This is a genomic window from Caulobacter sp. GW821-FHT12A07, from assembly GCF_058807655.1.
In genome coordinates this window covers 336428-362032 of the sequence record NZ_JBXAQX010000004.1, presented here as the reverse complement: position 1 = coordinate 362032, position 25605 = coordinate 336428, and the positions used below count along the sequence as shown (strand labels likewise).

Annotated in this window: 29 protein-coding genes; 11 read left to right on the top strand and 18 right to left on the bottom strand. The window is 69.5% G+C overall.

Annotated elements, in window-relative coordinates; all coding sequences use genetic code 11:
- Positions 1 to 3: 3 nt before the first annotated feature.
- From ribH to ribD, 4 genes are read right to left on the bottom strand one after another with little or no spacing between them, the layout of a single operon-like run.
- On the bottom strand, positions 4 to 450 hold the full coding sequence (gene ribH / locus AC1RRS_RS11180) for a 6,7-dimethyl-8-ribityllumazine synthase (protein ID WP_492855219.1): 447 nt from the start codon (positions 448 to 450) through the stop codon (positions 4 to 6).
- Positions 447 to 1670 (bottom strand): 3,4-dihydroxy-2-butanone-4-phosphate synthase, encoded by a 1224-nt coding sequence (ribB, locus tag AC1RRS_RS11175; protein WP_492855218.1) that lies wholly within the window; start codon positions 1668 to 1670, stop codon positions 447 to 449. Before ribB ends, ribH begins: the two co-directional genes overlap by 4 nt.
- A complete protein-coding gene (locus AC1RRS_RS11170) occupies positions 1646 to 2260 on the bottom strand; it encodes a riboflavin synthase (RefSeq protein WP_492855217.1) in 615 nt (204 codons plus the stop codon). The genes ribB and AC1RRS_RS11170 overlap by 25 nt, the downstream gene beginning before the upstream one ends.
- A 14-nt stretch (positions 2261 to 2274) precedes the next feature.
- Entirely contained in the window at positions 2275 to 3240 is a 966-nt protein-coding gene (ribD, locus tag AC1RRS_RS11165; RefSeq protein ID WP_492855216.1) for a bifunctional diaminohydroxyphosphoribosylaminopyrimidine deaminase/5-amino-6-(5-phosphoribosylamino)uracil reductase RibD, read from the bottom strand.
- 144 nt (positions 3241 to 3384) lie between these two features.
- Here ribD and AC1RRS_RS11160 point away from each other — a divergent pair, with 144 nt between their 5' ends.
- A complete protein-coding gene (locus AC1RRS_RS11160; RefSeq protein ID WP_492855215.1) occupies positions 3385 to 4068 on the top strand; it encodes a GntR family transcriptional regulator in 684 nt (227 codons plus the stop codon).
- 40 nt (positions 4069 to 4108) lie between these two features.
- Complete coding sequence (locus AC1RRS_RS11155; RefSeq protein ID WP_110121286.1) at positions 4109 to 4561, top strand: MaoC family dehydratase; 453 nt, start codon at positions 4109 to 4111, stop codon at positions 4559 to 4561.
- 6 nt (positions 4562 to 4567) lie between these two features.
- Here the strand turns inward: AC1RRS_RS11155 and AC1RRS_RS11150 are convergent, their stop codons facing one another.
- The 3 genes from AC1RRS_RS11150 to purL form a co-directional block, all read right to left on the bottom strand.
- On the bottom strand, positions 4568 to 5236 hold the full coding sequence (locus AC1RRS_RS11150; protein ID WP_492855214.1) for a phytanoyl-CoA dioxygenase family protein: 669 nt from the start codon (positions 5234 to 5236) through the stop codon (positions 4568 to 4570).
- Positions 5237 to 5348: 112 nt separating this feature from the next.
- Entirely contained in the window at positions 5349 to 5705 is a 357-nt protein-coding gene (locus AC1RRS_RS11145; RefSeq protein ID WP_492855213.1) for a hypothetical protein, read from the bottom strand.
- A 33-nt stretch (positions 5706 to 5738) separates the two neighbouring features.
- Positions 5739 to 7946: a phosphoribosylformylglycinamidine synthase subunit PurL gene (gene purL / locus AC1RRS_RS11140; RefSeq protein ID WP_492855212.1), complete on the bottom strand. Its 2208-nt coding sequence runs from the start codon at positions 7944 to 7946 to the stop codon at positions 5739 to 5741.
- A gap of 66 nt (positions 7947 to 8012) precedes the next feature.
- Between purL and AC1RRS_RS11135 the strand changes: the two genes are divergently transcribed.
- The 4 genes from AC1RRS_RS11135 (at position 8013) to AC1RRS_RS11120 (ending at position 9902) form a co-directional block, all read left to right on the top strand.
- Positions 8013 to 8276, top strand: coding sequence for a type II toxin-antitoxin system VapB family antitoxin (locus tag AC1RRS_RS11135; protein WP_492855211.1), 264 nt, complete (start codon positions 8013 to 8015; stop codon positions 8274 to 8276).
- Positions 8273 to 8668, top strand: coding sequence for a type II toxin-antitoxin system VapC family toxin (locus AC1RRS_RS11130; RefSeq protein WP_492855210.1), 396 nt, complete (start codon positions 8273 to 8275; stop codon positions 8666 to 8668). Before AC1RRS_RS11135 ends, AC1RRS_RS11130 begins: the two co-directional genes overlap by 4 nt.
- A gap of 136 nt (positions 8669 to 8804) precedes the next feature.
- Positions 8805 to 8951 (top strand): hypothetical protein, encoded by a 147-nt coding sequence (locus AC1RRS_RS11125; protein WP_492855209.1) that lies wholly within the window; start codon positions 8805 to 8807, stop codon positions 8949 to 8951.
- 171 nt (positions 8952 to 9122) lie between these two features.
- Positions 9123 to 9902 (top strand): hypothetical protein, encoded by a 780-nt coding sequence (locus AC1RRS_RS11120; protein WP_492855208.1) that lies wholly within the window; start codon positions 9123 to 9125, stop codon positions 9900 to 9902.
- A 19-nt stretch (positions 9903 to 9921) separates the two neighbouring features.
- Here the strand turns inward: AC1RRS_RS11120 and purQ are convergent, their stop codons facing one another.
- From purQ to AC1RRS_RS11075, 9 genes are all read right to left on the bottom strand, one after another.
- Positions 9922 to 10584: a phosphoribosylformylglycinamidine synthase subunit PurQ gene (purQ, locus tag AC1RRS_RS11115; protein WP_487287847.1), complete on the bottom strand. Its 663-nt coding sequence runs from the start codon at positions 10582 to 10584 to the stop codon at positions 9922 to 9924.
- 56 nt (positions 10585 to 10640) lie between these two features.
- Positions 10641 to 11126 (bottom strand): DUF3291 domain-containing protein, encoded by a 486-nt coding sequence (locus AC1RRS_RS11110; RefSeq protein ID WP_492855207.1) that lies wholly within the window; start codon positions 11124 to 11126, stop codon positions 10641 to 10643.
- Between the two features lie 59 nt (positions 11127 to 11185).
- On the bottom strand, positions 11186 to 11767 hold the full coding sequence (locus tag AC1RRS_RS11105) for an SCO family protein (RefSeq protein WP_492855206.1): 582 nt from the start codon (positions 11765 to 11767) through the stop codon (positions 11186 to 11188).
- The gene (locus AC1RRS_RS11100) at positions 11767 to 12207 is read right to left on the bottom strand and encodes a copper chaperone PCu(A)C (protein WP_492855205.1); all 441 of its coding nucleotides are present in this window, start codon (positions 12205 to 12207) and stop codon (positions 11767 to 11769) included. The genes AC1RRS_RS11105 and AC1RRS_RS11100 overlap by 1 nt, the downstream gene beginning before the upstream one ends.
- A 3-nt stretch (positions 12208 to 12210) precedes the next feature.
- Positions 12211 to 13557, bottom strand: coding sequence for a PepSY-associated TM helix domain-containing protein (locus AC1RRS_RS11095; RefSeq protein ID WP_492855204.1), 1347 nt, complete (start codon positions 13555 to 13557; stop codon positions 12211 to 12213).
- Between the two features lie 2 nt (positions 13558 to 13559).
- Positions 13560 to 15617: a TonB-dependent receptor family protein gene (locus AC1RRS_RS11090; protein ID WP_492855203.1), complete on the bottom strand. Its 2058-nt coding sequence runs from the start codon at positions 15615 to 15617 to the stop codon at positions 13560 to 13562.
- 97 nt (positions 15618 to 15714) lie between these two features.
- The gene (locus AC1RRS_RS11085) at positions 15715 to 16104 is read right to left on the bottom strand and encodes a DUF2946 family protein (protein WP_492855202.1); all 390 of its coding nucleotides are present in this window, start codon (positions 16102 to 16104) and stop codon (positions 15715 to 15717) included.
- Between the two features lie 105 nt (positions 16105 to 16209).
- The gene (locus tag AC1RRS_RS11080) at positions 16210 to 17034 is read right to left on the bottom strand and encodes an endonuclease/exonuclease/phosphatase family protein (protein WP_492855201.1); all 825 of its coding nucleotides are present in this window, start codon (positions 17032 to 17034) and stop codon (positions 16210 to 16212) included.
- 5 nt (positions 17035 to 17039) lie between these two features.
- Positions 17040 to 17795, bottom strand: a complete 756-nt coding sequence (locus AC1RRS_RS11075) for a DeoR/GlpR family DNA-binding transcription regulator (protein WP_492855200.1) — start codon at positions 17793 to 17795, stop codon at positions 17040 to 17042.
- A gap of 188 nt (positions 17796 to 17983) precedes the next feature.
- On the opposite strand from AC1RRS_RS11075, the gene AC1RRS_RS11070 reads away from it, so the two are divergent.
- On the top strand, positions 17984 to 20776 hold the full coding sequence (locus AC1RRS_RS11070) for a TonB-dependent receptor (RefSeq protein ID WP_492855199.1): 2793 nt from the start codon (positions 17984 to 17986) through the stop codon (positions 20774 to 20776).
- A gap of 174 nt (positions 20777 to 20950) precedes the next feature.
- Positions 20951 to 22351: an alkaline phosphatase PhoX gene (locus AC1RRS_RS11065; protein ID WP_492855198.1), complete on the top strand. Its 1401-nt coding sequence runs from the start codon at positions 20951 to 20953 to the stop codon at positions 22349 to 22351.
- 251 nt (positions 22352 to 22602) lie between these two features.
- Here the strand turns inward: AC1RRS_RS11065 and purS are convergent, their stop codons facing one another.
- Together purS and purC are read right to left on the bottom strand one after the other, a co-directional pair.
- A complete protein-coding gene (gene purS / locus AC1RRS_RS11060) occupies positions 22603 to 22842 on the bottom strand; it encodes a phosphoribosylformylglycinamidine synthase subunit PurS (protein ID WP_110121476.1) in 240 nt (79 codons plus the stop codon).
- 65 nt (positions 22843 to 22907) lie between these two features.
- Positions 22908 to 23663 (bottom strand): phosphoribosylaminoimidazolesuccinocarboxamide synthase, encoded by a 756-nt coding sequence (gene purC / locus AC1RRS_RS11055; RefSeq protein WP_109454828.1) that lies wholly within the window; start codon positions 23661 to 23663, stop codon positions 22908 to 22910.
- A 389-nt stretch (positions 23664 to 24052) separates the two neighbouring features.
- Between purC and AC1RRS_RS11050 the strand changes: the two genes are divergently transcribed.
- From AC1RRS_RS11050 to AC1RRS_RS11040, 3 genes are all read left to right on the top strand, one after another.
- Positions 24053 to 24370: a DUF1476 domain-containing protein gene (locus AC1RRS_RS11050; RefSeq protein WP_110121474.1), complete on the top strand. Its 318-nt coding sequence runs from the start codon at positions 24053 to 24055 to the stop codon at positions 24368 to 24370.
- Between the two features lie 243 nt (positions 24371 to 24613).
- Positions 24614 to 25036 (top strand): DUF1842 domain-containing protein, encoded by a 423-nt coding sequence (locus tag AC1RRS_RS11045; RefSeq protein ID WP_110121473.1) that lies wholly within the window; start codon positions 24614 to 24616, stop codon positions 25034 to 25036.
- A 168-nt stretch (positions 25037 to 25204) separates the two neighbouring features.
- On the top strand, positions 25205 to 25570 hold the full coding sequence (locus tag AC1RRS_RS11040; RefSeq protein WP_492855197.1) for a DUF1842 domain-containing protein: 366 nt from the start codon (positions 25205 to 25207) through the stop codon (positions 25568 to 25570).
- The last annotated feature ends 35 nt before the right edge of the window (positions 25571 to 25605 follow it).

The window sequence follows — 25605 nt, the reverse complement described above, 5'->3', positions numbered from 1 at the left end:
GCTTCACGCCGCCGCGCGGATCGCCGCCAGCGTCGCCGCCGCTTCGACGCAGGCGGCCGCCGCCTCGCGGCCCTTGTTGCCGGCGTCGTCGCGGCTGCGCAGTTCCGCCTGCTCGTCGGTGTAGGTCGTCAGCACCCCGAAGGCGATCGGCGTCTCGGTGGCCAGGCCCGCGCTGACCAGGCCCCAGGCCGCGCCGGCGCTGATGAACTCGAAGTGGGCGGTGTCGCCCTTGATGACGCAGCCCAGGCAGGCGATCCCGGCATAGCGGCCCGTCCGCGCCAGGGCCTGGGCGATCAGTGGCAGTTCGAAGGCGCCGGGGGCCTCGAAGACGTCGGCCTCCGCGACCGGCGCGCCGCGCTCGGCGAACTCGGCCAGGGCACCGGCCAGCAGGCCGCCCGTCACCTCGGGATTGAAGCGACTGATGGCGATCGCGAAGCGTGAAGCGGTCATGCGGGGATCCTCGAAGGCGGAACGGAAAGGCGGTGGCCGAGCTTGGCGCGCTTGGTGGCCAGGTAGCCGGCGCTCAGCGGATCGGGCGGAACGACCAGCGGCAGGGTCTGGCGCACGGTGACGCCCAGGCCCTCCAGCGCCCTGGCCTTGCGCGGGTTGTTGCTGAGCAGGCGAACCTCGCCGACCCCCAGCGAACGCAGGATCGCGGCGGCGGGGCCGTAGTCGCGGGCGTCGTCGGGAAAGCCCAGGGCGTGGTTGGCCTCGACGGTGTCCAGTCCCTGGTCCTGCAGGGCGTAGGCGGCGATCTTGTTGGCCAGGCCGATGCCGCGACCCTCGTGGCCGCGCAGATAGACCAGCACGCCGTTGCCGGACGCGTCGATCTCCGCCAGCGCCGCGTCCAGCTGGGCGCCGCAGTCGCAGCGGCGCGAGCCGAAGGCGTCGCCGGTCAGGCACTCGGAATGCACCCGCACCAGCGGCGCGCCCGTCAGGGAGCCGCGCACCAGGGCCAGGTGCTCGCCGCCGTCGAGGCGGCTGCGGAAGGCGCGGGCCTCGAACAGGCCGTGGCGGGTGGGCAGGTGGGCGCTCGCCACCGCCTCGACCGGCGGATCGGCGGCGATCAGGTGCGCCCGAAGTTCGGCGATGCTGAGGATCGGCAGGTTGTGGCGGGCCGAGAAGGCGGCCAGGTCGTCGCCCCGGGCCATGGTCCCGTCGTCGTTCATGATCTCGCAGATCACCGCCGCCGGGGTGAGGCCCGTCATCCGCGCCAGCTCCACCGAGGCCTCGGTGTGGCCGGCCCGCGCCAGCACCCCGCCAGGCACGGCGCGCAGCGGGAAGATGTGGCCGGGCGAGACGATGTCGGCGGGGTTGGCGTCATCCGCCACCGCCGCCTGGATGGTCCGCGCCCGGTCGCCTGCGGAAATGCCGGTGTCGACGCCCTGCGCCGCCTCGATCGAGACGGTGAAGGCCGTGCTGCGCCGCGTGCGGTTGTCGGCGACCATCGGCGGCAGGCCGAGGCGGTCGATCAGCGGCGCGTCCATGGCCAGGCAGATCAGGCCGCTGGCCTGCTTGGCCATGAAGGCCACGGCGGCGGCGTCGACGAACTGCGCGGCCTGGACGAGGTCGCCCTCGTTCTCGCGATCCTCGTCGTCGACGAGGATGATCATGCCGCCGGTCTTGAGGCGCTCCAGCGCTACGCTCAGGCGTTCAGGGAGGCGTGACATAGCCGCTCCACATATTTGGCCAGCACGTCGACCTCGACATTGATCGGGTCGCCGGGCGCGGCGTGCTGCAGGTTGGTGTGGGTCCAGGTGTGGGGGATCAGGGTCACCCCGACGGCGAAGCGGCCGTCCTCGACCGGCTCCACCGCATTGAGGGTGAGGCTGACGCCATTCAGCGCGATCGAGCCCTTCTCGACGCAGTAGGGGGCCAGGGCCGCCGGCATGTCGAAGCGGGTCTTCCAGGCGCCGTCCTCGTGGACGATCGAGGCCACGCGCGCCTCGCCGTCCACATGGCCCTGAACGAGGTGTCCCGACAGCCGCGTGGCCAGGGTCACGGCCCGCTCCAGATTGACGAAGCCGCCGGCCGCCAGGGCCTTGAGATTGGTGCGCGCCAGGCTCTCGGCGCTGACGAACACCTCGGCGCGGCCTGTCTCGTCGCTGTCGACTATGGTCATGCAGGCGCCGTTGACCGCCACGCTTTCGCCCAGGGCCAGGTCGGGAAAACCGGTCTGCAAGGTCAGGCGCACGGCGCCGTCGGCGACGGTCTCGACGGCCGTCACCTCGCCCAGGCGCTCGACGATTCCGGAAAACATCGGGTCTCCTCCTTTTAGGCCAGGACGCGGGTGACGGCGTCGCCGTCCGCGCCTTGGCGAATGATCACGTGCTCGTCCCACAGGCCGGCTTCGAGGAAGGCCGCCAGCAGGGTCGGGCCGCACTCGACCAGGGCCTCCATGACCCCGTCGTCGGCGAGGGTGGCCAGCGCCTGGGGGATGTCGCCGTGCAGGCTGGGGGCGAAGCCTCGCGCCTGGGCCGCGTCGAGATAGGCGCTTGGCGTGCGGCCCCGGCGGTCGAGGATCGCCAGGCGCCGGGGCTTGTGGCGCGGGTCCGGAACCCGGCGGACGGTGAACAGCGGGCTGTCGGCCAGGATCGTGCCCGAGCCGGTGATCACCGCGTCGGCCCGCCGGCGCAGGTCGTGGGCCAGGGTCAGGGAAGCCTCCGAGGTGAAGGTCTTGGCTCCAGCCGGCGGGATCATCGAACCCTCGGCGTCCAGGGCCTGTTTGATCGTCAGCCACGGACGGCCCTTGGTCAGGCGGGTGACGAACGGCGCGAGCAGCCGGGCTGCGCGGGCTTGCAGGTCGGCGGCGTCGGGGTGGGCGAGGGCGGCGATCGGCTGGATGGTGAGGCCGGCCGCTTCCAGTCGCGCGGCGCCGCCGGCCGCCGTCGGGTTGGGGTCGCCCGCGCCGTACCAGACCGCTCGCGCCGGGCTGGCCAGGATCGCCTCGGCGCAGGGCGGGGTGGCCCCGTGGTGATTGCAGGGCTCCAGGGTGACGACCACGGTGTGGACCGTGTCCAGCCGTCCCGCCGTGCGGCAGGCGGCCAGGGCGGCGGCTTCGGCGTGGGGCTGTCCCGCCGCCTCGTGGGCCGCGATCGCCAGCACCGACCCGTCCGCCGCCAGCACGGCGCAGCCCACCGGCGGGTTTGGCGCGGTCGCGCCGACGAAGCGGTCGGCGGCGTCCAGCGCCAGCCGGAAGGCCGTCGCGATCTGGTCGGGGGAGGGGAAGGGCGCCGTCATCGGCCGCCTATAGATGACGGGACCGGCGGCTTTCCAAGCCAGCATCGCCGTCCGCGTCTCTTACATTTTAGACCCCGTCGGGAATGACGCTCGGGGCCTTTTGGCTTAACTGCGAAGCATGACCGACCGCTCGCCACCGCCGAGATGAAGGGGCCGCGCAACAGCGTCGAGCCGCACGGCGCCTGGTCGCCGGGGCTGCAGAAGGCGCGGCTGTACGAGCTGATCCTGCAGGACATCCTGCTGGGCGACCTCGCCCCCATGCAGGTGCTGGAGGAGAAGGCGCTGGCCGTGCGCTACGCCGGAGGCCTGGCCGGCGTGCGCGACGCCCTCGGGCGCCTGGCGATCGAGGGACTGGTCGTGCGCCGTCCCCGCGTCGGCACCATCGTCGCGCCGCTGGACGTGGCCGAGATCGAGCACGCCTTCCAGGTGCGGCTGATGCTGGAGGCCAAGACCGCTGGCCTGGCCGCCCGCAACCATCGACCAGCCGACCTGCCGGCCATCCTGGAAGCCTTCGACGGGGCCGAGGACGCCATCGCGGCCGGCGATTTCCGGGCCATGCTGGCCATGGACCTGGCCTTCCACCGCGCCGTGGCCTTCGCCACCCAGAACCCGACCCTGGCCCGCTTCGTCGTCAGCCTGCAGAACACCGCCACCCGCTTCTGGATCTGGCAGATGGAGAAGCAGGCGCCCGACGACCAGCTGATCGACGTCGTCCTGCACCGGCGGATGGCCGACGCCATAGCCGCCCGTGACACCGTCCTGGCCGAGTCGATCTGCGCCCAACTGATCGGCCAGCCGCCCAGCGCGTCTGAACCCGAGGGGCGGTAACGGTTTTGCGACGCGCCGCGACCCGTGCTAACGCCGCGTCATGATCGAACAACATCCCTCCGGCGGGTACATCCTCGAAGAGCTCTTCGTTGGCATGACGGCCGAAAAGCTCGTGCCCGTCACCGAAGAGCGCATTCAGCTGTTCGCCGAGGCGTCGGACGACTTCAACCCCGTGCACGTGGACGAGGCCTTCGCCGCCAAGACCGCCTATCGCGGCCGTATCGCCCATGGCCTGCTGTCGGCGTCGTTCGGGTCGGCGGTGGTCGGCACCATCCTGCCGGGCGCGGGCGCGATCTATCTCAGCCAGACCCTGGCCTTCCACCGGCCCGTGCGCATCGGCGACGTGGTCACCGCCCGCATCACCGTCTCGGCCATCGACCAGGAAAGCGCGCGCGTGACCCTGACCTGCGCCGCCCTGGTCGGCGACGACGTCGTCATGGACGGCGAAGCCACCGTCCGCGTTCCGCGTCGCCGCCGTCCCGCCAAGGCCTAGAGGCCTCTAGGGAACGAACATCTCGCTGGTGTCCATGCGCACGGTGCGGACCGCGCGGCAGGCGTCTTCGCCGGCGCGGTGGCTCTCGTGCATGAAGCTCACCAGCAGGGAGCGCCGCCGCGCGCCCGAGCGGTTGAGGGTGGCGCCGTGCGGCAGGTCGGCGTCGAACACCAGGATGTCGCCCGCCTCGCCCGACAGCACCTGGGCATGGCTCTCGTCCAGCTGGCCGTCGTCGAGATGGCGCGACATCACCCGCGTCGCGCCGTTCTCGGGGCCGTAGGGGTCGAGATAGACCATCGCCGAGACAGTCTTGAGGCCCGCGCCGTCACGGTGCAGGGGCTGGTGACCGTTGTCCTGCAGCGGTTCGCGACCCTCGACCTGGCTGAGGAAGAACGGGCCGGCGATCATCCGGGCGACGGCGCCCAGCAGGGCCGGGACGCGGCAGGCCTTCTGCACCGTGGGGTCGAGATCGACGAGGGCGTGGCGCCAGCCAAAGGCGCGGGGCGCGCCCCATTGCTCCGGCGGTCCGACGCCCGCGTCGAAGGCCGCGCGCATGGCTTCGCGCCAGGCCTCGGGCACGGCGCCGCGCAGCAGCAGATAGCCCTGGTGGTCGAGCAGAGCGGCCAGGTCCGCATCCAGCGGAGCGACCTTGGTGGGCGCCAGCAGATCGGTCATCACGCTCCTGCGAAACTCTGCCGCGAGAAGATCGCGCGCGGTCGGGCTGGAGCGTAGCCGTCCGAATTTCCATTTGAAGTGGAAATAGACACCGATCCGAAGATCGGGCGCGTCAGTCCACGCAGATGGTCGCCGTCGCGCGGCCGTTCTCGACCTTGGCGTAGCAGCCGAACTGCACGTTGGAGCGGCGGCATTGGCCGGTGACCGGCTCGTCGCGGCTCTCCCCATTGCCTTCCAGGACGCAGCCGCCCTGGCATTGCGAGCCGCTGGTGCAGGCCTTGCCGGCGTCGGCGTAGGGCACGACGCAGGTCGGCAGGCCGCGGCGGCCGACGGTCTCGATCTGGCCGCCCCGGGCCGAGCAGGCCTCGACGCTGTCGCCTTGGGCGACGGGCGCTGGGGCAGGAACCGGCGCCGTCGGGGCGCAGGCGGTCAGGGAGAGCAGGAGAGCGGCGATCAGCGGCAGGCGCATGGCGTTCCTTTGGTGAAGGGCGAGGTTTTCACCTCACCCCATGAACGCCGGCAGCCAGGCTTCGTTCGTCTCGCGCAGCTTGGCCAGCGGGATCGAGAACAGGTCGGTCGAGGCGAAGGCCTCGCCGCCGGCCACGCCCGCGAGGTTGGCGTGCACGCCGGCTTCCTTGGCCGCTTCCAGCAGGGCGTCCGGATCGGGCGTCGCCACCAGGTAGCGGGCCTGGTCCTCGCCGAAGAGATACGGGTGGGCGTGGGCGTGGCTGGAGGCGTTCAGCGTGATCCCGACCTTGCTGGCCAGGGCGATGTCGGCCGCGGCGACCAGCAGGCCGCCGTCCGACAGGTCGTGCACGCCGGCTACCAGGCCCGAACCGATCAGGCCGCGCACGAAGTCGCCGTTCTTGCGCTCGACGGCCAGGTCGACCGGCGGCGGGGCGCCGTCCTCGCGGCCCAGGATTTCGCGCAGATAGATCGAGGCGCCCAGTTCGCCGTGCGTCTCGCCGATCAGCACCAGGGTGTCGCCCTCGGCCACGTTGCCGAAGCCCGTGCGCAGGTCGAAGTCGGTCAGCAGGCCGACGGCGCCGACGGTCGGGGTCGGCGGAATGGCGACGCCGTTGGTCTCGTTGTAGAGGCTGACGTTGCCGCTCACGACCGGGAAGTCCAGCGCGCGGCAGGCCTCGGCCATGCCGTCGGTGGCGCGCACGATCTGGCCCATGGTCTCGGGCTTTTCGGGGCTGCCGAAGTTCAGGTTGTCGGTGATGGCGATCGGCAGCGAGCCGGCGGCCGTCAGGTTGCGCCAGGCTTCGGCGACGGCCTGCTTGCCGCCCTCGTACGGATCGGCCTGGACGTAGCGCGGGGTGCAGTCGCTGGTCACGGCGACGGCCTTGCCGGTGCCGTGGATGCGCACGATGCCGGCGTCGCAGCCGGTGGCGCTGTCTTCCAGGGTGTCGGCCATCACGTGACGGTCGTACTGCTCCCACAGCCAGCGCTTGGAGGCCATGTCGGGGCAGCCGATGACCTTCAGCACGGCCTCTTCCCAGTTCTCCGGGGCGGGCACGTGGCCGGGGTCGAGGCGGGCGTCGACCTTGGGCTCGGTCCACGGACGGTCATAGAGCGGCGCGTCGTCGAACAGCGGAGCCAGCGGCACGTCGCAGACCGTCTCGCCGTGGTGCTTGAGCACCAGGCGGCCGGTGTCGGTGGTGTAGCCGATGACGGCGGCGTCCAGGCCCCACTTCTCGAAGATGGCGTGGCCGTCCTGCTCGCGGCCGGGCTTCAGGACCGCCAGCATGCGCTCCTGGCTTTCCGACAGCATCATCTCGTAGGCCGACATGCCGGTTTCGCGCTGCGGGACCATGTCCATGTTCAGCTCGATGCCGACGCCGCCCTTGCCGGCCATCTCGACCGACGACGAGGTCAGGCCGGCCGCGCCCATGTCCTGGATGGCGGCGACGGCGCCGGTGGCCATCAGCTCCAGCGTGGCTTCGATCAGCAGCTTCTCGGCGAAGGGGTCGCCGACCTGGACGGTGGGACGCTTCTCCTCGGAATCCTCCGAGAACTCGGCCGACGACATGGTCGCGCCGTGGATGCCGTCGCGGCCGGTCTTGGAGCCGAAATAGACGACCGCCAGGCCAGCGCCCGGAGCGGCCGAGTAGAAGATGCTGTCGGACTTGGCCAGGCCCACGCACATGGCGTTGACCAGGATGTTGCCGTTGTAGCCCTTGTGGAAGTTGGTCTCGCCGGCGACGGTGGGCACGCCCACGCAGTTGCCGTAGCCGGCGATGCCGGCGACCACGCCGTCCACGAGGCGCTTGGTCTTGGCGTGGCCCGGCTCGCCGAAGCGCAGGGCGTTCAGGAGAGCGATGGGGCGCGCGCCCATGGTGAAGACGTCGCGCATGATGCCGCCCACGCCCGTCGCCGCGCCCTGGTAGGGCTCGATGTAGGACGGGTGGTTGTGGCTCTCCATCTTGAAGATGATCGCGTCGCCGTCGTCGATGTCGATGACGCCGGCGTTCTCGCCCGGGCCGCAGATCACCCGCGGGCCGCTGATCGGGAACTTCTTCAGCTGGTTCTTCGACGACTTGTACGAGCAGTGCTCGGACCACATCACCGAAAACACCCCCAACTCGACGAGGTTGGGCTCGCGGCCCAGGCGGTCGAGGACGACCGCGTACTCCTCGGGCTTCAGACCGAATTCGGCGGCCGTATCGGCCATGGACTTGGCGGGGGCGGTGGAGGGTGCGCTCATGGGCGCGCCTTCTAGCGCGGCTGGGGGGATTCCGCTATATTCTAGAAAGCTGAAGGTGGTTCTAGAATGGGCATCAGCATCAAGCGGGCCGAGACGGAGCAGCTTGCGCGTCAGGTGGCCGAGGCCACGGGCGTCAGCCTGACCGACGCGATCCACAATGCGCTGGCCGATACGCTGAAGGCGCTGGGGCGGGAGCCTCGGACGGAAACGGCCCGTCGCGCGGAAATTGAGGCCTGGTTGCGCGAGGTCGATGCACGGCCTCGAATCTCCGACAAGACGGCGGCGGAGATCGACGCCGAAATGTATGACGAGCAGGGCCTGCCCCGTTGATCGTCGTCGATACGTCGGCGTTGGCGGCCATCGTTCTGAAAGAACCCGAGCGCGAGACGTTTCTCTCGGTCCTGCTCGCCCAGCCGCGCAAGGCGATGTCCGCCGCCAGCGTGGTCGAGGCCGCCCACGTCTACGCCAAGGTCTTCGTGCCGGAGATTGTCTCGCACGAGCTCGACAGGGATTTGCAGATGCTCGGGATCGAGGTCGTCGATGTCGATCGGCCGCAAGCGCGTTTGGCGATCGAGGCGGCGATGACCTTCGGCAAGGGCCGTCATCCGGCGAGGTTGAACCTGGGCGATTGTTTTTCCTACGCCTTGGCCAAGTTGCTGAACGCGCCGTTGCTCTACAAAGGCGACGACTTCGCCCATACCGACATCCGCTCCGCGCTCTGACGCATGGCGCGAAAACTCAGTGAAAACATTAGCTAAGCAGGAACTAAGGCAGCTCCGCCGGAGGAACGCGGTGACTCCCCGGCCCGTTTTCTGTCTCGTGCGCAGCCAGCGCGCGGACCGAAGAGGAGTAAAGCCCATGGGCGAGCAAACCCGCAATCCGCAGCAACAGCAGCAGAACCCGCAGCGACAGGCCCCGGGCCAGCAGCAACAGCAGCGCCAGAATGAGCCGGGCCGCAACCCGGGCGGCCAGGAAAACCAGCCGGATCGCGACCGCGAACGCTGAATGGACTGAGCGTTAGCAGCGCTCCATCGGAGGAAGGGCCGGCGTTCGCTCCGCCGGCCCTTTTCTCGTGAGCCTTCCGGGGTGAGCTTGAGCGTGGGGTGACGGCGTGCTCTACCGAAGGGCGCTGTCGGGGGTGTGATCTTGCATAGGTTTGTTCCAGCCATTTCCGCCTTGGCGCTCGTCGCGGCGGCGTGCGGGCGCACGCCCGAGCAGGCGTCGGCGCCCGAGGCCAAGCCGGCGGGCCGGGCGGCCCCCGTCGCACGCGCCGCCACGGCGGTCGGACCGGCCTATGTCGCCGACTATTCGGATTTCTTCTGCCATCGAAAGGGACGGACCCCCGCTGCGGCCGAGCCCGCCGATCCCGAAGCTTTCGCACGCGAGCGCCAGGCTCGCGAGCAGGCCGCCGAGGCCCGGGCGATCGCCGCCACGGCCGGACGGGCCAGGCGCGAAGGCCTGGTGCTCACGGTCGGCAAGACGCGCTTCGAGACCAAGCCCTTCGAGCAGCACGAGGCCCAGGGCGTCGACTACACCTATCTGGGGCGCATGCCGGGCGCGCCGTTCGACGTGGTGCGCGGGCTGCACTACGAATGGACGACCTGGAACGTGGTCGGCGACGATGGCCGCATCGTCGAGCTGTCGGGACCGCCGACGCCGTCGCCCGACGGCCGCGCCTTCGTGTCGGCCGGTAATGACGACGCCGGCGTCGAGTTCGACGGCCTCCAGATCGCGCAGCAGCGCAACGGCGTGTTCGAGATCGTCGAGGTCGAGGCGCCGATGGCCTGCGATCCGCGCTGGACGGGCCCCGACGAGCTGAGCGTGAAAATCCTGCCCGGCGCGACGGGCGAGCAATATTGGAGCGCGTCCGAGGGACGTCTCGATCCGTCGGAGTGGAAAACCGTCCGGGTGGTGCGCGACGGCGCGGGCTGGAAAATCATTCCGCCCGCGGCGTGAAGCCTCAGTCCCTGAAGTCTCAGGCGCTCTGGAAGACGCTGCGGAACAGGATCGCGCCGTCTTCCGAGCCGAGGTCGGCGTCGAACGAGCGGTCGGGGTGGGGCATCAGGCCCAGGACGTTGCCGCCGGCGTTGACGATGCCGGCGATGTCGCGGGCCGAGCCGTTGGGGTTTTCCTTGTAGCGGAACACCACCTGGCCTTCGCCCTCGATCCGGTCGAGGGTTTCCTCGTCGGCGAAGAAGTTGCCCTCGCCGTTGCCGACGGTCATCACCGCGTCGCGCTGCTCGCCGAAGGCGGCGGTGAAGCGGGTCTGGCCGTTGACGATGTCGAGATCGACCGGCTTGCAGATGTACTTCAGCTTGGCGTTGCGCAGCAGGGCGCCGGGCAGCAGGCCGACTTCCGTCAGCACCTGGAAGCCGTTGCAGATGCCGACGACGGCCACGCCGCGGTTGGCGGCCGAGACGACCTCGCGCATCACCGGGCTCTGGGCGGCCATGGCCCCGCAGCGCAGATAGTCGCCGTAGGAGAAGCCGCCGGGCAGGACGATCAGGTCCAGGTCGTCCGGCAGGGCCGTCTCCTGGTGCCAGACCATCTCGACGCGAGCGCCGGTGGAGCGTTCGACGGCGACCTTGCAGTCACGATCGCAGTTGGAACCCGGGAAGACGACGACGGCGGCTTTCATGGCGCGGGCCTGTAGCACCGTTCGGATCGAATGTCAGGCGCCGGAAGGCCGAAACGTCACGCGCATTCGTCCAGCACCGGCTCGACGCCTTCGCCGGCAGGGGCGGGGAAGGGGTGGCGGAAGGTGAAGGCGGCGGGCGTCGGGCCGTGGGCGGCCAGCAGGGCCAGCTTCTCGACCGCCTCCTCGACGGTGGGGCGATGGCCGGCGGGAACCCACCACAGCGCCAGGTGCGGGCCCTGCGCCGGCTCGAACCATTCGCGCCGCCGCCGCATGATCTCCACATGGGCCGAGCGGTAGACGTAGGCGCCCAGCGAGGGGATGTCGGTCCAGGTCGACAGGTTGGGGATCACCAGCGGATCGCCGCCGACGGCCAGGTCGGTGGCGTTGTTTCCGTCGCCCTTCAGCCGCCAGACAAAGCCCGGCGAGGCCTCGGCCAGCTGGTTGATGCGGTCGAGATTGTCGACGAAGTCCTTGATCGCCGGATCGTCGATCGGCGCCCGCAGGCGGCCGATATTGACCTGGGCCAGTTCGAAGGCGGCCATGACGTCCTCCCGTCTTGTTCCAAGCGCAGGTAGGAAGCCATGGCCGCCGCCGGAAGGGCTCAGCTTCCCAGCAGCCTGCGCAACTGGCCCTCCGCCCGGTCGGGCGGCGACTGGTAGGCGATCGGCTCGACGAAGCCGCCCTTGGCGTCGAACAGGTAGATCGCCGAGGAATGGTCGATCGTGTACTCGCCGCCCTCCTGCGGGACCTTCTTGTAGTAGACGCGATAGGCCTTGGCGGTCTTGGCGATCTCGTCGGGCGTTCCGGTGAAGCCCTGGATGCGATGGTCGAAGTTCGACAGGTAGAGCTTCAGCTGGGCGGGGGTGTCGCGTTCGGGATCGACCGAGACGAACACCACGTTCAGCTTGTCGGCGTCCGGCCCCAGGGCCTTCAGCCAGGCGGTCATGTCGGCCATGGTCGTCGGGCACACCTCGGGGCAGTAGGTGAAGCCGAAGAAGATCGCCGTCGGCTTGCCCAGCAGGCTCTTCTCGGTGACCGGCTTGCCGTTCGTGTCCACGAGGTTGAACGGCCCGCCGATCTGGATGGTCGAGCGCGGAGCCTGCGCCGGGTCCTTCTGGCCGCAGCCGGCCAGGGGCAGGGCGCTGGCGGCGACGAGGCCGAGGGTCAGGACGAGCGCGCGCATCAACGGTTCCCCACGGCGCGGACCTGGGCCTGCACCGTCACCGGCGGGGCCTTGGCGAACTTCAGGGTCAGGGGAACCTTGGCGCCGGCCGTCAAGGCGATCTTCGGGCCGATGATCATCAGGTGCTTGGCGCCGGGCTTCAGGGCAATGGCCTTGCCGGCCGGCAGGGCGAGGCCGTCGGCCAGCTTGCGCATGCGCATGACGCCGCCGTCCATCGACATGGTGTGGATCTCACCGCGCTTGGCGGCGGGGGTCTCGACGGCGACCAGGCGATCGTCGGCGCCGGCGGTCAGGGTCACGTAGCAGCCGCCGGCCATGGCCCCGGCCGGGGCGGCGCGGCACCACGCGTCGGCGACGGTCACTTTCGGAGCGGGCGGCGCGGCCAGGGCGGGGCTCGCCAGGACGGCGAAGGCGAGGGGAAGAAGAGCGAAGGCTTTCATCGGTCAGGCTCCGAGGCGCGGCGCGGGGGACAGCCGCCGCAGGACGAGGTCGAGGATCAGCGCCGCCGCCAGCGTGGCGCCGACGAGCGGATAGAGAACGGCCAGCGGCAGCACGACCGCCAGAAGGCCCAGATAGGAGCCGCGACGGGCCGGCGGAACGGGGGCGGCCAGGCGACCCTTGGGCCGCCGCTTCCACCACATCACCACGGCCGAGACGCCCAGCAGCCAGACGGCGACGCAGCCGGCCAGCATGACCAGCTTGTTGGCGAGGCCGAACTCCTGGCCCTGGTGCACGGCGATGCCCCATTCGATGGCCTTGGCCGCCGGTCCGAAGTCGCGGTAGCCGAGGTCGGCCAGCACCCGGCCGTCGCCGCCGTCGAGATAGACGGCGCGGGTCGCCTCCACCTTGTCGGGCATGTAGGCGGCGGTCCAGGTTCCGCCGTGGCCCTTGGGCAGGGTCAGGGTGAAGCCGCCGGTCAGGCCTGCCGCGCGGGCTCTGGCGACGATCGTGTCGACGTCCAGGCTGGCGTGATGGGTCATGGAGGCGGGCACGGGGCGCACCTGCAGCGCCCAGGGTACGCCTTCCGCAGGCGCGCTTGGAGCGGGCGCGCCGGCGTGGTGGCCCTCGGCCACCGGCGGCTTGGGACGACCCCAGCCGGCCTGTGTGGTGATCTGGCGGATCTCCTTGCCCCAGAAGGCCGACCACGGCATGCCGGTGGCGGCCAGGAACACGATCACCAGCCCCGCGAAGGCGCCGGTCACCGCGTGCAGGTCGCGCCAGAACAGGCGCTTGGCGGGCTGGCTGCGCACCGTCACCACCCCGCCGCCCTGGCCGCGCGGCCACCACAGGAAGACCCCGGTGGCGACCAGCACGATGGCCCAGCCGGCGACGACCTCGACCAGCAGGTTCGCCACCGGTCCGGCGATGTCGAGGCTGTGCAGCCGCTTGACCAGGCCCATCAGGCCGCCGGGCGCGGTGACGCCCAGGGCCTGGCCGGTGTGGGGATCGACATAGGCCGTGCGGGGGCCTTCGTCGGTGTCGACCTCCAGCTGGACCGAGCGGTCGCCGCGCGCCGGCACGACCAGCCGCCGGACCTTGCCGCCCGAGGTCAGTTCGGCGTTGGCGATCCAGGTCGCGACGGGCGTGGTCGCGGGACTGTCGGCGACCACCACCAGCGGCCGGTGGACAATCGCCGTCAGCTCGTCCTTGAAGAGGTACAGCCCGCCGGTCAGGGCCAGCAGCATCAGCACCGGCAGCACCAGCAGGCCGGCGTAGAAGTGCCAGCGCCAGAAGGCGTGGTAGACCTCGCCGGCCGCCCCTGTCGTCGGTGTCGGTTCGATCGTGGCCATGCTCAGAACGCCACCGTCACGCCGCCATAGACCGAGCGGCCGTCGCCGGGCCACAGCACGGCGCTCGAGGCGGTCCACACCGTGGCGGCCTGGGTGTTGGAGACATAGGCCTTGTCGGTCAGGTTCCGGGCGTCGAGGAACAGCGAGACCTTGTCGGTCGCCTTCCAGCCGGCGTTGAGGTTGAGGATCGCGTAGGCCGGCGCGGCCTTGGTGTTCTTGTAGTCGATCAACTGGTCGCTGGCCGACCACTCGACCGACGGGGCCACGAACCAGCCGCCGCGACCGTCGTAGCGCACCTCGGCGCGATAGAAGTGTTCAGGCACGATCGGCAGGCGGTTGTCGCCGTACTGGGCGTCGCCGTCGAAGCGGAAGTCCGACCAGGTCCAGGTCTGGCGGATGCGCCAGCGCGGGGCCACGGCCCAGTCGAGCGCCGCCTCGATGCCCTGGTGGATGGTCTTGTCGGCGTTGAAGGTGGTGGCCGGAATGGTGCTGCTGACCGTGTACTGCAGCATCTCGTGCTTCAGGTTCGCGCGATAGAAGGTCAGGTCGTAGGTCAGCGGGCCGCGATGGCCGCGCGTCCCGACCTCGCCGGTCCAGGCTTCCTGCGGCTGCACCGGGGTGAAGCCCGCGTTGGTCGGGCTCATCGCGCTGAAGTTCGGCGGCTCGACCGAGCGGGTGACGTTGGCGAACACCTGGTCGCCCGCCGAATTCTGCCACAGCAGGCCGACGCGCGGCGAGAACCAGTCATAGGTCTTGTCGGCCGTCAGGTTGAAGGTCGTCGAGACGCCCGGCACGGCGAAGCTGACATAGTCGCGCTCGGCCCGGCCCCAGCTGGCGCCGCCGACCACGGCCAACTGCTCGGTCACGAACAGGCGGCCCTCGCCGAACAGGTCCATGGCCTTGGCGTTCTGCTGGGTGCGCGAGGTCGGCGTCCCGCGAGCCCCGCGATTGTTGACGTAGAAGTTGGAGTCCATGTCGCCCTGGCGCCACCAGGCGCCGAAGAAGGCGTCGGCGCGCAGGCCGCCCAGCTGGCCGTCCCAGTCGAAGCGGCCGAAGGCGCCGTAGTTGCGGCTCTGCTGGTCGATGACCTGGAAGATCGGGTGGTCGAGGTCCTTCCACACCGCATAGACCGCGCCCTCGAACACCAGCTGCTCGTTCAGCCGCCAGCTGGTGCGCAGCGAGCCGCGCAGGCCGCGCTGGTTGCGACCCTGGTCGGCGGCGGCGCTGGCGGCGGCGGTCTGCCGCGGATTGGCCTGGAACTGGGCCAGGGTCAGGGCGCCGGGGATCTCCTGGTTGACGTTCGAGCCGTTGAGGATGAACCGCACCTCGCGGTCCTCGCCGAACGATCGCCCGACGTTCAGGCTGCCGAACTGGATGTTCTGCTGGCTCTGCGAGCGCCAGCCCTGGGCGGTCTGGTTGGTGGCGGCGGCGTAGACGTCCCAGTCGCCGGACTGGCGGGCCAGGGCGACGTGCTCGCGGATCAGGCCGTAGGAGCCGCCGTCGATGCGGACCTGTGCGCCGTAGCCGGCGTCCTTGCCGGTGGGGGTGACCATGTTGATCGCCCCGCCCAGCAGGGCCCCGCCGAAGCGCAGGGCGTTGCCGCCGCGATAGACCTCGGCGTAGCGGGTGTTGAGCGGGTCGGCGACCTGGCTGTCGCCGTAGCCGTCGGCCTCGTTCAGCGGCACGCCGTCCTGGGCCAGCAGCAGGCCGCGGTTGTGGCTGGCGTTGCCGATCCCCGAGCCGCGGATCGAGATGCGGATGTCGCCGCCCCACTTGCGCTGGGCGTAGACCCCGGGGGCGTCGCGCAGCACGTCGTCCAGGGCCAGCGACTGGCGGGAAGCGAAGGACTCCTGGGAGATCACCGACACCGCGCCCGGCGTTTCCGACAGGCGCCGACGGGCGGCGGCCACGACGGCCGGCTCCTCGGGATTGGGACGGGCGGTGACGATGACCGACGAGACGTCGGTGTCCGCGTCGACGGGAGCGGGGGCGGCGTCGGCGGCGAAGGCGGCGGGCGCGACGGCGAGCATGGCGACAGACGCCAGCAGGAGAGACTTCATGGTGGTTTGTTCGTCCTTCGGCCGCGCACGGCGGCCGTGATGATCTGCGCGCGTCGCCGAGGACGCGCGGGCGTTCAGCCGGCCGAGGGCGGCCGGATCAGATCAGCAGGGACGGAGGGCCGGTGGCCGGCGGAGGCGGGGCGGCGAGACCCCGGCCGGGAACGACGGTGCGGGCCAGCGCCGAGGGCGCTTCGGTTTCGGTGGCGACCAGAGCCTCGGCGGCGAGAGCGATCTCGACCGGCGGCGCGGCCGGGCCCTGGGTCGCGAACGGGCAGGGGCCGTCGTGATGCTGCTGCTTGCCGTCGTCCTGGTCGTGCCGCTGGTCGCTCTGGTGGGGGTCCAACAGCGCGCCGGGCGAGACGGTCTTGGCCCCGTCGGCGGTGCAGAGCACCAGGGCGAAGGGCAGGCCGTTGCGGGGCTCGGCGCCCGGCATGAAGCCCGCCGGGATCATCACCTTGAGCACGATCGCCAGCACCGCGAGCGCCATGAAGGCGTCGCGCGCAAGCCATCTCGCAAGGGTGTTCGGGCGGGTCACGCCGCAGTCATAGCCGAAACATCCTGGGTTGTCCCCCCAAGGGGGCTGTGCGGAACGTCAGCGCGTGGCCAGGTCGGCGACGACCGGGAAGTGGTCGGAGATCACCTTTCCCGAAGCGGTGTCAGTCAGGGTGGCGAAGCTGCGCACCGCCAGCCGGCGGTCGGCGAAGACGAAGTCGATCGGCGGCGCGGGCGGCGGGCTGGGCGAGAAGTCGTTGAACGTGCCTTCGGGTCCCGAAACCGTCGGGCTGACGGCGCGGGCGTCGACATAGGGGGCGTCGGGCGCGGTCAGCAGCCGGTGCGGCGCCTCGGCGGGGCCGCTGTTGAAGTCGCCCAGGGTCACCAGCAGCGCGCCGGGCCAGGCCGGCAGGTCGCGGATCTGGGCTGCGCAGCGCTCGCGGGAGACCGGCCCGCGGTGGTCGAGATGGGCGTTGCGAACGTCCAGCAGCGCGCCGCTCGCGCGGTCGCGCAGCACCAGGCGGGTGAAGGTGCGCGGCAGGGCGGCGTCATAGGACTTGCCCGGAACGTCCGGCGTCGGCGAGCACCACTGGGTCTGGGCCGAAACCTTCTCGAAGCGGTCGGCGCGCCAGAACACCGTCGTGCTCTCGCCGGCCGTCGCCCCGTCGTCGCGGCCGACGCCGTAGTGGTCGTAGCCGGGCAGGGCGCGCGCCAGGTCGCCGACCATAGGCAGCAGGGCCTCCTGCACGCCCAGCACGTCGGGCGCGACGCGGCGGATCTGCTCGCCCATCGGGCCGCGCCGGGCGCGCCAGTCGGGAACGTCGTCGGGATTGTCGTAGCGGATGTTGTAGCTCATCACCCGCAGCTCTCCGGCCTGGGCGGCGGCGGGCAGCAGGGCCAGCAGCAAGGCGGCGATGGGCAGCATGCGCATCACGCCACCACCACGGTCGAGCCGACGAACATCGCCGCATAGGCTTCGTCGAGCGCCTGGTCGGTGACCAGGATGTCGACGTCGTCGGCGGTGGCGGTGCGGATCAGGCCCAGGCGCCCGAACTTGGTGTGGTCGGCGGCCAGCAGCACCCGGTCGGCGCAGCCATAGGCGATGCGGCTCATGGCGGCCTCGCGGGCGTGGCGGTCCATCAGGCCGTGGTCGGCGTGGATGGCGCTGACGGTCAGAATGGCCAGGTGCGGGGTGAACTGGGCCAGATAGGCCTGGGCCGCGTGGTCGGAAAAGGCCTTGTAGTCGTAGTCCAGCTCGCCGCCGGCCAGGAACAGGGTGTTGCCGTTGCGGCCGCCCAGGGTCTGGGCCACGGTCAGCGAGTTGGTGATCACCGTCAGGTCGCGGCGCACGCCGGCCAGCACCCTGGCCACGAAGCAGGCGGTGGTGCCGGCGTCGATGAAGATGGTGTCGCCGTCGCCGACGAAGCGGGCGGCCGCCTCGGCGATGCGGGTCTTCTCGGCGACGTTCTCCTGCAGGCGGCGGTCGAACGGCCCCTCGGCCGTCGCGGCGGCCAGACGCACCGAGCCGTGGGTCCACAGCACCGAGCCCTGGGCCTCCAGCACCCGCAGCTCGCGGCGGATGGTCTCCTCGGAGACCTCCAGTTCATGGGCGATCTGGGCCAGGGCCCGGCTTTCGCCCGGACGCAGCCGGCTCAGGATCTCGCGCTGGCGGTCTTCGCGTTTCAAGCCCGGCTTCCTTCGATGCGATGGCTGAGAGGGATTATGTTGGGTTCGTGGAAGTTGTGCGAGATAAATGTGAGATTGATGTGTCTGAACTTTGCATTTTGTGAATTTTCCGCAGAATTGTCACAGAATCTTGTTGCGCCCTCCGTACTAGGCCCCCCGTCGCCCGATGCGACGTCGAGAGGGGCCTCATGCAACGTTTCAACCTTTCGCGCCTTGCCGCGCCGCACCGCTTCAAGCGCGTCCTGCTGGCCAGCGCCGTCCTGGGCGCGGCCGTGGCCGCCGGCGCCCAGGCGCAAGCCGCCGAGACCGCCGCCGCCGATCCCACCGAGATCGACTCGGTGGTCATCGTCGCCAACCGCAACGACGCCGCCCAGGCGCAACTGAAGTCCGCGACCGCGGTCTCGATGCTGTCGGCCGAAGACCTGGAGCACACGGCGGTGCACAACGTGGCCGAGGCCCTGGGCATGATGCCCAGCGTCAACGTCATGAACACCGGCTCGTCGTTCTTCGGCGGCATCGACGGCGCCTCGCGCGGCGAGGGCATGTTCGTCTCGATCCGCGGCCTGAACGCCGAGTTCAACGTCAACATGATCAACGGCGTCACCGTGGCCCAGGGCATGCCCTACAGCCGTCAGGTGCAACTGAGCTTGCTGCCGCCGTCGGGCCTGCACACCATCGTGCTCAACAAGACCTCGACCGCCGACATGGACGGCGACGCCATCGGCGGCACGGTCGACTTCCGCACGCCCTCGGCCTTCGACTTCCGCGACGACTTCAACGGCTCGATCACCGCCTCGGGGCGCGTCGAGAGCCGCGCCCGCGACTATGGCGACGAAGGCCTGGGCGGCGGCCTGTCGGCCGAGTGGGCTCATCGGTTCGGTCCCGAACAGAGCTTCGGCGTCTACGCCAGCGCCTTCTACGACAAGCGCAGCTACGCCAACAGCGAGATGGCCGGCGTCATGGCCGCCACCAACGACGGCGGCTGGGGCTATCTGGTCAAGGACGCGGCCGGCAACAGCTATCCGGGCCTGGATCCCGAGAAGAACATCACCCAGACCGGCCTGAACGTCGGCGTCTCCAACGGCTACACCGAGCGCTGGGGCGGCAACTTCACGCTGGAATGGCGTCCGGACGACACGCTGAAGGCCTATCTGCGCGGCTCCTACGCCTTCGCCAAGACCGAGCAGAACTCCACGCTCAGCCAGTTCGTCAGCGCCAGCAAGAGCTACAAGGAAACCGTCGCCGGCAGCGGCCGCTACAATCTCAGCGTCGATGCGATCTCGACCCGCGTCTGGTACGAGACCAACCCCGAAGAGGCCGACCTCGGCACGGTGCAGCTGGGCTTCGACAAGACCCTGGGCGCCTGGACCCTGTCGCCGCAGGTCTTCTACAGCGAGGGCGACAACGACCGCCCCGACCACATCGAGGCCTCGGTCCGCATCAACCAGAGCGACCGCTACAACAGCGGCTCCAACCTGGCCTATGGCGGCCTGTCGATGGGCTATTCCGACAACCTGCCCCAGCCGCTGTTCACCCAGGCCATCTACGACACCCTCAACAACGCCAACACCGCGTTGCTGGCGCGCCGCGCCGGCCAGCTGACCGAGCAGTACAGCGGCCAGGAGAAGTACGGCTTCAAGTTCGACGCAAAGCGGGTGTTCGAGGGCGGCGCGCTGCAGTGGATCAAGCTGGGCGGCAAGTACGTCGACAGCCACCGCCGGGTGACCAACCGCGACTGGACCAACGACCACTTCGCCAACCTGCTGGGCCAGGCCGGCGTCACCTGGGCGAGCCTGGGCATCGCCACCGGCTATTACGACCAGGTGTTCCCGGGCGAGTACACCTGGCGCGTGCCGAAGGTGAACCACCAGGCGCTGGTCGACTACTTCTACAAGTACAAGACGGCCGCCAGCTTCGACACCTGCGGGTCGAACTTCGTCAACAACATGAACTGCAACACCCAGAAGGGCGACGAGGCGGTGGCCTCGGTCTACGCCATGGCCAACTACCGCTTCGGCGACGTCGAGGTGGTTCCGGGCCTGCGCTACGAGCACACCAAGATCGACAACACCTACTGGGTGATCCCGACCACCAGCGCCGGCGAGCAGACCGGCTCGTGGGGCTTCAACAGCACCGAGTACAACGAGGTGCTGCCCAGCGTGTTCGTCACCTGGCGCCCCAGCGACGCGAGCGTCTATCGCGGCTCGGTCTGGACCTCCTACACCCGTCCGGCCTTCGTCCAGCTGGCCGGCGGTGAGCGCCGCCAGGTCGGCGACGACGGCAACGTCACGATCTCCCGCGGCAATCCCGACCTGAAGCCGATCCGCGCCATCAACCTCGACCTGTCGGGCGAATGGAGCAGCGGCAAGGGCGGCTACGCCATGGTCGGCGCCTTCTACAAGCGCCTGTCGGACTACATGTACGACAACGGCTCCAGCTCGGTGAACTCCGACACCTACACCGAGGGCAAGACCACCATCAGCCAGCCGACCAACGGCGGCGACGGCGACGTCTACGGCCTGGAACTCCAACTGCGCCAGAAGTTCACCGAACTGCCGGGCCTGCTCAGCGGCCTTGGCGCGGGCGTCAACGTCACCCGCCAGTGGACCAGCGTCGACCTGGGCGACGGCATCGACAACCGCATCCAGAACGCCCCCGACTGGCTGGCCGACGCCCAGCTGTTCTACCAGCGCGGCGGCCTGAGCGTGGACCTGATCTACCACTACACCGGCGCCTACCTGGCCTCGTACGACGTGCTCGACCAGGCCGGCCAGTGGGACAACCTTTGGGTCCGTCCGCTGCGCAGCGTCGACCTGCACGTCGGCTACGCCTTCGATAACGGCTTCAAGGTCGACCTGTCGGTGGCCAACCTGCTGAAGGACTACAGCTACTGGTCGCACATCGGCGAGCACAGCCTGGCCCTGTCGGACGTGGTCGACTCCGGCCGCACGACCCTGCTGACCTTCAAGAAGACCTTCTAGGCGACAAGACCTTCCAGGCGTCGCCGTTCCCCAGACGCCTGGAACCAGGCCCGCCGGACGCCTCCCGTCCGGCGGGCCGATCTCCAAAAGCCCCGCAAAGGCCGACCCGCCGTCGCGGCGGCGTCATCGAAACATGAAAGATAGTCCGCTCGCGGACTCGACGAGGTGGTTCCCATGGCTCTTTCCCGCAGGCTCTTCCTCGGCGCGGCCGCCACCAGCCTGGCCTTCTCCGGCTTTTCCGCGCGCGCCCAGGACGAGGCGCCGGAACTGGAGACCTATCTCAACCAGGTCGAGGGCTACGGCCCGCTGATCCCCGATCCCAAGGGCATGCTCGACCTGCCCTGGGGCTTCCGCTACCGCGTCATCGCCCAGGTCGGCGAGACCATGAGCGACGGCCTGCTGGTGCCGGGCAAGGGCGACGGCATGGGCTGCTTTGGCGTCGACGCCGACCGGGTGCTGCTGGTGCGCAATCACGAGCTTTCAGTCACCGACCACGACTACGGCCCCTATGGCCTTGGCATGCGCTATGTCGACAAGGTGGACCGTTCGAAGGTCTGGGACTTCCACAACGGCGACCTGCCGCTGGCCGGCGGCACGACCACCCAGCTCTACAATCTGCGGACCGGCCAGACCGAGCGCCAGCACCTGAGTCTGGCCGGCACGATCATCAACTGCTGCGGCGGCGTCACGCCCTGGGGCTCGTGGCTGAGCTGCGAGGAGACGACGCTCGACGCCGGCCTCGAGGTTGGCAAGAGCCACGGCTACGTCTTCGAGGTGCCCAGCGCCCATCTCGGCCTGGTCGAGCCGGTGGCCCTGACCGCCATGGGCCGCTTCCAGCACGAGGCCGCCTGCATCGATCCGCGCACCGGCGTGATCTACATGACCGAGGACGTGGCCGACGGCCTGTTCTACCGCTTCCTGCCCAACGACCGCAGGAACCTGGCGGCCGGCGGGCGCTTGCAAGCCCTTGGGCTGGTGGAAGCCCCCGAAGGCGGCGACACCCGCAACCAGGTCGAGAAATCGTTCGCGCCGCGCAGCTGGAAGACCGTGCGCTGGATCGACCTCGACGGCGTCGACAACCCGCACGACGACATCCGCCGCCGCGGGCACAAGGCCGGCGCGGCGATCTTCTGCCGGGGCGAGGGGCTCTATTTCGGCCAGGGCGAGCTCTATTTCGCCTGCACCTCGGGCGGGCCGATCGGGGCGGGCCAGCTGTTCCGCTACGTGCCCAGCGCCCTCGAGGGCCAGGCCGGCGAGAAGGACCAGCCGGGCCGCCTGCAGCTTTTCGTGGAAAGCGGCAACGGCCGGGTGCTCGACTACGCCGACAACCTGGTGGTCGCCCCGTGGGGCCACGTCATCGTCTGCGAGGACCGCTATTCGGAGACCCTGCGCAACCACCTGCGCGGCGTGACCCCCGAGGGCAAGGTCTACACGCTGGGCCGCAACGTCTTCCCGGGCAATTCCGAGCTGGCCGGCGCCTGCTTCTCGCCCGACGGGACCACGCTGTTCGTCAACATCCAGAATCCGGGGATCACGGTGGCGATCTCGGGGCCGTGGGCCTCGGCGAAGGTGTAGGACGGGTCGACATTCACCGGCCTTGGCTCATTTTCCACCGAGCATCCCCGCGAAGGCGGGGACCCAAGCCGAGTCCGCGGGTGATCCACGGCCGGGCCTCTTCCTGACAGCCAGCTTGGATCCCCGCCTTCGCGGGGATGCTCGGATTTGAAGATCGCGAACGGCTGAATGTCGATCGGTCTTGGAGACAAGAAAAAGGGGCGGCTGGATCAGCCGCCCCTTTCCAATTGCATTCGCTTAAGGCCCAAGCCTCAGGCGATGTCGATGCGGTAGCTTTCGATGACCGTGTTGGCCAGCAGCTTCTCGCACATGGCCTTGACCTCGGTCTTGGCGGCCTCGGCGTCGGTCGCATCGAGGTCGAACTCGATGACGCGGCCGACGCGGGCGTCCTTCACCGACGGCCAGCCCAGGCCATGCAGGGCGTTCTCGACGGCCTTGCCCTGGACGTCGAGCACGCCGGGCTTCAGGAACACGTGGACAGTGGCTTTCAACGCAAAATCTCCCCAGCAGCGCCCGGCGCCGCGACGCCTCCCGTCAGGGAGGCGTCCTGACTGACTTAGTGCACGCCGCCTTGGATGACGGTGGGCATTTCCTTCATGATGCCGAGGCGGCGGGCCACTTCGGTATAGCTCTCGATGACGTTGCCGAGGTCGCGACGGAAGCGGTCCTTGTCCAGCTTCTCGTTGGTGGCGGCGTCCCACAGGCGGCAGCTGTCGGGGCTGATCTCGTCGGCCAGGATGATCCGCGAGAAGTCGCCCTCGTAGATGCGGCCGAACTCGATCTTGAAGTCCACCAGCGTGATGCCGACGCCGCTGAACAGGCCCGACAGATAGTCGTTCACCCGCAGGGCCATGGCCATCATGTCGTCGATCTCCTGGGTGGCGGCCCAGTTGAACGCGGTGATGTGCTCTTCCGACACCATCGGGTCGTTGAGCTTGTCTTCCTTGTAGTAGAACTCGATGATCGAGCGCGGCAGCGGCTGGCCTTCGGTCAGGCCCAGGCGCGTGGCGATCGAGCCGGCGGCGATGTTGCGCACGACGACTTCCAGCGGAACGATCTCGACTTCCTTGATCAGCTGCTCGCGCAGGTTCAGCCGGCGGATGAAGTGGTTCTGCACGCCGATCGCGTTCAGGCGAGTCATGATGTACTCGCTGATGCGGTTGTTGATGACGCCCTTGCCTTCCAGCTGGGCCTTCTTCTCGCCGTTGAAGGCGGTGGCGTCGTCCTTGAAGTACTGGATCAGCGTGCCGGGCTCGGGGCCCTCGTACAGGATCTTGGCCTTGCCTTCGTAGATCTTCTTGCGACGGGTCATGGCTCTCGTCGAGGCCCTTCCTGCGAATAAGCGCGCCGCCCTAGCCCGGTAAGGACTCCTGGAGAAACGAAAAGCGCGCGCGGCGGATAGCTGCGCGCGGCGTTCGACTCAAGGCCGCTCACTGAAAAATGTCTGTTGGAACCTACTCGAACGCGGCCTTTGGCGCAAACGTGGCCTGCCATCGTGGTAAACCTTCGCCCTGCGGCGACGCGGGCGATTGCCCCCCGCCTCGCCACGGGATATGGAGCCGCCACAAGAACCACTTCGCCTCGCGGACACCCTATGTTCGCACGGGACGAAACCGATCTACTCTCTTACACTGGATCGCCGCTCTACCGCCCTGGGTTGCAACCCATCGGCGGAGGCGTTTCGGAAAACTTGGGGCTTTCATGACGACCTTCGACGACCGCGAGCAGGCTTTCGAACGCAAGTTCGCGAACGACCAGGAGCTGGAGTTCAAGGCCACCGCCCGCCGTAACCGCCTGGTCGGCGAATGGGCCGCCGGCCTGATGGGCCTCGCCACGGTCGAGGAATACGCCCGCGCCGTGGTGAAGTCCGACTTCGAACAGCCGGGCGACGACGACGTGGTCCGCAAGGTCTTCGAAGACCTGAAGGGCTCGGGCGTGGCCGTGTCCGAAGGCGAAGTCCGCATGAAGATGGCCGAGCTGCTGGCCTTCGCCCGCGAGCAGATCCGCTCGGGCGAATAAGCCGCGCCGCCTGCCGGGGCGAAAAACCCGGGGCGAGCAAAGACGAAGAGGCCCGGCCCGGTTCGCACCGGCCGGGCCTTTTCTTTTGCGCTATCGCCGTTCTGTGAAAATGAACACCTTAAGGTTGTCGAAAATCTGAAATCGTCCTCAGGCTTTATCGGGCAGTGAATTCGCCCGTCAGGCGCATCGTCGAAAGACGGGGCGGCGACCAAGCGACCGTCCCGCTAACCCGGAGGACGACACATGGCTGACGACGTCGGCAACCTGCACTCCCAAACCACCGAAATCAGCCCGGTCGGGCTTTATCTGGTCAAGCTCGTGGTCGGTAACGTCGGCACGCCCGGCGCCCCGATCGTCAGCCTGGCCCTGACCGTCGACGCGCCCTCGGGCCATGTCAGCGGCATCGCCGAGATCAACCAGGCGATCATCGGCGGCCAGCACCGCTTCCCGGTGCAGGGCAACATCTACCACACCGGCTTCGGCCAGGATCAGCTGCTGGTCGCGCTGCACGGCCAGTTCGTGGCCAGCGTGCCGCCGCCCGCCATCGGCGCGTTCCTGGTGCAGTTCCGCGCCGGCCTCGTGGTCGACAAGAGCTGGAACGGCCACGGCGGCTTCGACTACCTCAACACCCACGTCGACAACGTGCCGGTGAAGAACGTCGGCTGAGGTCGGCGATGAGACGAGGCCCGGTCCGGCGCTGCGCCGGCCGGGCCTTTTCTGTTCGTGGACCGGGGTTGTGCGAAATCGCACGGCGCACCCGGCGGCGCGGCCATAGGTTCGCGGCCGAACGTCGGGGCGGGGCAGGGGCCGCCGCACGCGTTCGGGGGAAACGAAATGGCGGACGACGTCGAAGTGTGCGGCGAAGCGGCGGTTGCGGTCCAGCTGATCGTCGGACGGGTGGGCATGCCCGGCGCGCCGATCCTGCGGCTGGAGTTGCAGATCGACGGCGCCGGCGTCAACGGCGTGGCCGAGATCAATCAGGCGGTGATCGGCGGCCGGCATCGGTTCGAGGTGGCGGGCCAGGTCGGCCCGGCCGAGCAGGGCCGGCAGATCTCGCTGAGCGGCCAGTTCACGCCCGCTGGCCAGCCGCTGGCCGACTTCACCGCCGTTCTGTCGGTGGGCGACGACTGGAGCGGCGCGGGCCGGTTCGACTACCTCCAGACCCACGTCCAGAACGTGCCCGTGAAGGCCGAGGGGTAGGGACGCCAGCTCCTCCCCCGTTTCACGGGGGAGGA

Bases quoted from the DNA above. Each gene is read 5' to 3' on its own strand.
- AC1RRS_RS11160 (WP_492855215.1), top strand. From the start codon at position 3,385: ATGAAGGGGCCGCGCAACAGCGTCGAGCCGCACGGCGCCTGGTCGCCG.
- AC1RRS_RS11065 (WP_492855198.1), top strand. From the start codon at position 20,951: ATGGCTCTTTCCCGCAGGCTCTTCCTCGGCGCGGCCGCCACCAGCCTG.
- AC1RRS_RS11100 (WP_492855205.1), bottom strand. From the start codon at position 12,207: ATGAAAGCCTTCGCTCTTCTTCCCCTCGCCTTCGCCGTCCTGGCGAGC.
- AC1RRS_RS11040 (WP_492855197.1), top strand. From the start codon at position 25,205: ATGGCGGACGACGTCGAAGTGTGCGGCGAAGCGGCGGTTGCGGTCCAG.
- AC1RRS_RS11090 (WP_492855203.1), bottom strand. From the start codon at position 15,617: ATGAAGTCTCTCCTGCTGGCGTCTGTCGCCATGCTCGCCGTCGCGCCC.
- ribH (WP_492855219.1), bottom strand. From the start codon at position 450: ATGACCGCTTCACGCTTCGCGATCGCCATCAGTCGCTTCAATCCCGAG.
- purC (WP_109454828.1), bottom strand. From the start codon at position 23,663: ATGACCCGTCGCAAGAAGATCTACGAAGGCAAGGCCAAGATCCTGTAC.
- ribB (WP_492855218.1), bottom strand. From the start codon at position 1,670: ATGTCACGCCTCCCTGAACGCCTGAGCGTAGCGCTGGAGCGCCTCAAG.
- AC1RRS_RS11050 (WP_110121474.1), top strand. From the start codon at position 24,053: ATGACGACCTTCGACGACCGCGAGCAGGCTTTCGAACGCAAGTTCGCG.
- AC1RRS_RS11105 (WP_492855206.1), bottom strand. From the start codon at position 11,767: ATGCGCGCGCTCGTCCTGACCCTCGGCCTCGTCGCCGCCAGCGCCCTG.
- AC1RRS_RS11085 (WP_492855202.1), bottom strand. From the start codon at position 16,104: ATGGCGCTCGCGGTGCTGGCGATCGTGCTCAAGGTGATGATCCCGGCG.
- AC1RRS_RS11135 (WP_492855211.1), top strand. From the start codon at position 8,013: ATGGGCATCAGCATCAAGCGGGCCGAGACGGAGCAGCTTGCGCGTCAG.
- AC1RRS_RS11145 (WP_492855213.1), bottom strand. From the start codon at position 5,705: ATGCGCCTGCCGCTGATCGCCGCTCTCCTGCTCTCCCTGACCGCCTGC.
- purQ (WP_487287847.1), bottom strand. From the start codon at position 10,584: ATGAAAGCCGCCGTCGTCGTCTTCCCGGGTTCCAACTGCGATCGTGAC.
- AC1RRS_RS11125 (WP_492855209.1), top strand. From the start codon at position 8,805: ATGGGCGAGCAAACCCGCAATCCGCAGCAACAGCAGCAGAACCCGCAG.
- ribD (WP_492855216.1), bottom strand. From the start codon at position 3,240: ATGACGGCGCCCTTCCCCTCCCCCGACCAGATCGCGACGGCCTTCCGG.
- purL (WP_492855212.1), bottom strand. From the start codon at position 7,946: ATGAGCGCACCCTCCACCGCCCCCGCCAAGTCCATGGCCGATACGGCC.
- AC1RRS_RS11095 (WP_492855204.1), bottom strand. From the start codon at position 13,557: ATGGCCACGATCGAACCGACACCGACGACAGGGGCGGCCGGCGAGGTC.
- AC1RRS_RS11070 (WP_492855199.1), top strand. From the start codon at position 17,984: ATGCAACGTTTCAACCTTTCGCGCCTTGCCGCGCCGCACCGCTTCAAG.
- AC1RRS_RS11170 (WP_492855217.1), bottom strand. From the start codon at position 2,260: ATGTTTTCCGGAATCGTCGAGCGCCTGGGCGAGGTGACGGCCGTCGAG.
- AC1RRS_RS11150 (WP_492855214.1), bottom strand. From the start codon at position 5,236: ATGACCGATCTGCTGGCGCCCACCAAGGTCGCTCCGCTGGATGCGGAC.
- AC1RRS_RS11110 (WP_492855207.1), bottom strand. From the start codon at position 11,126: ATGGCCGCCTTCGAACTGGCCCAGGTCAATATCGGCCGCCTGCGGGCG.
- AC1RRS_RS11045 (WP_110121473.1), top strand. From the start codon at position 24,614: ATGGCTGACGACGTCGGCAACCTGCACTCCCAAACCACCGAAATCAGC.
- AC1RRS_RS11080 (WP_492855201.1), bottom strand. From the start codon at position 17,034: ATGCTGCCCATCGCCGCCTTGCTGCTGGCCCTGCTGCCCGCCGCCGCC.
- AC1RRS_RS11155 (WP_110121286.1), top strand. From the start codon at position 4,109: ATGATCGAACAACATCCCTCCGGCGGGTACATCCTCGAAGAGCTCTTC.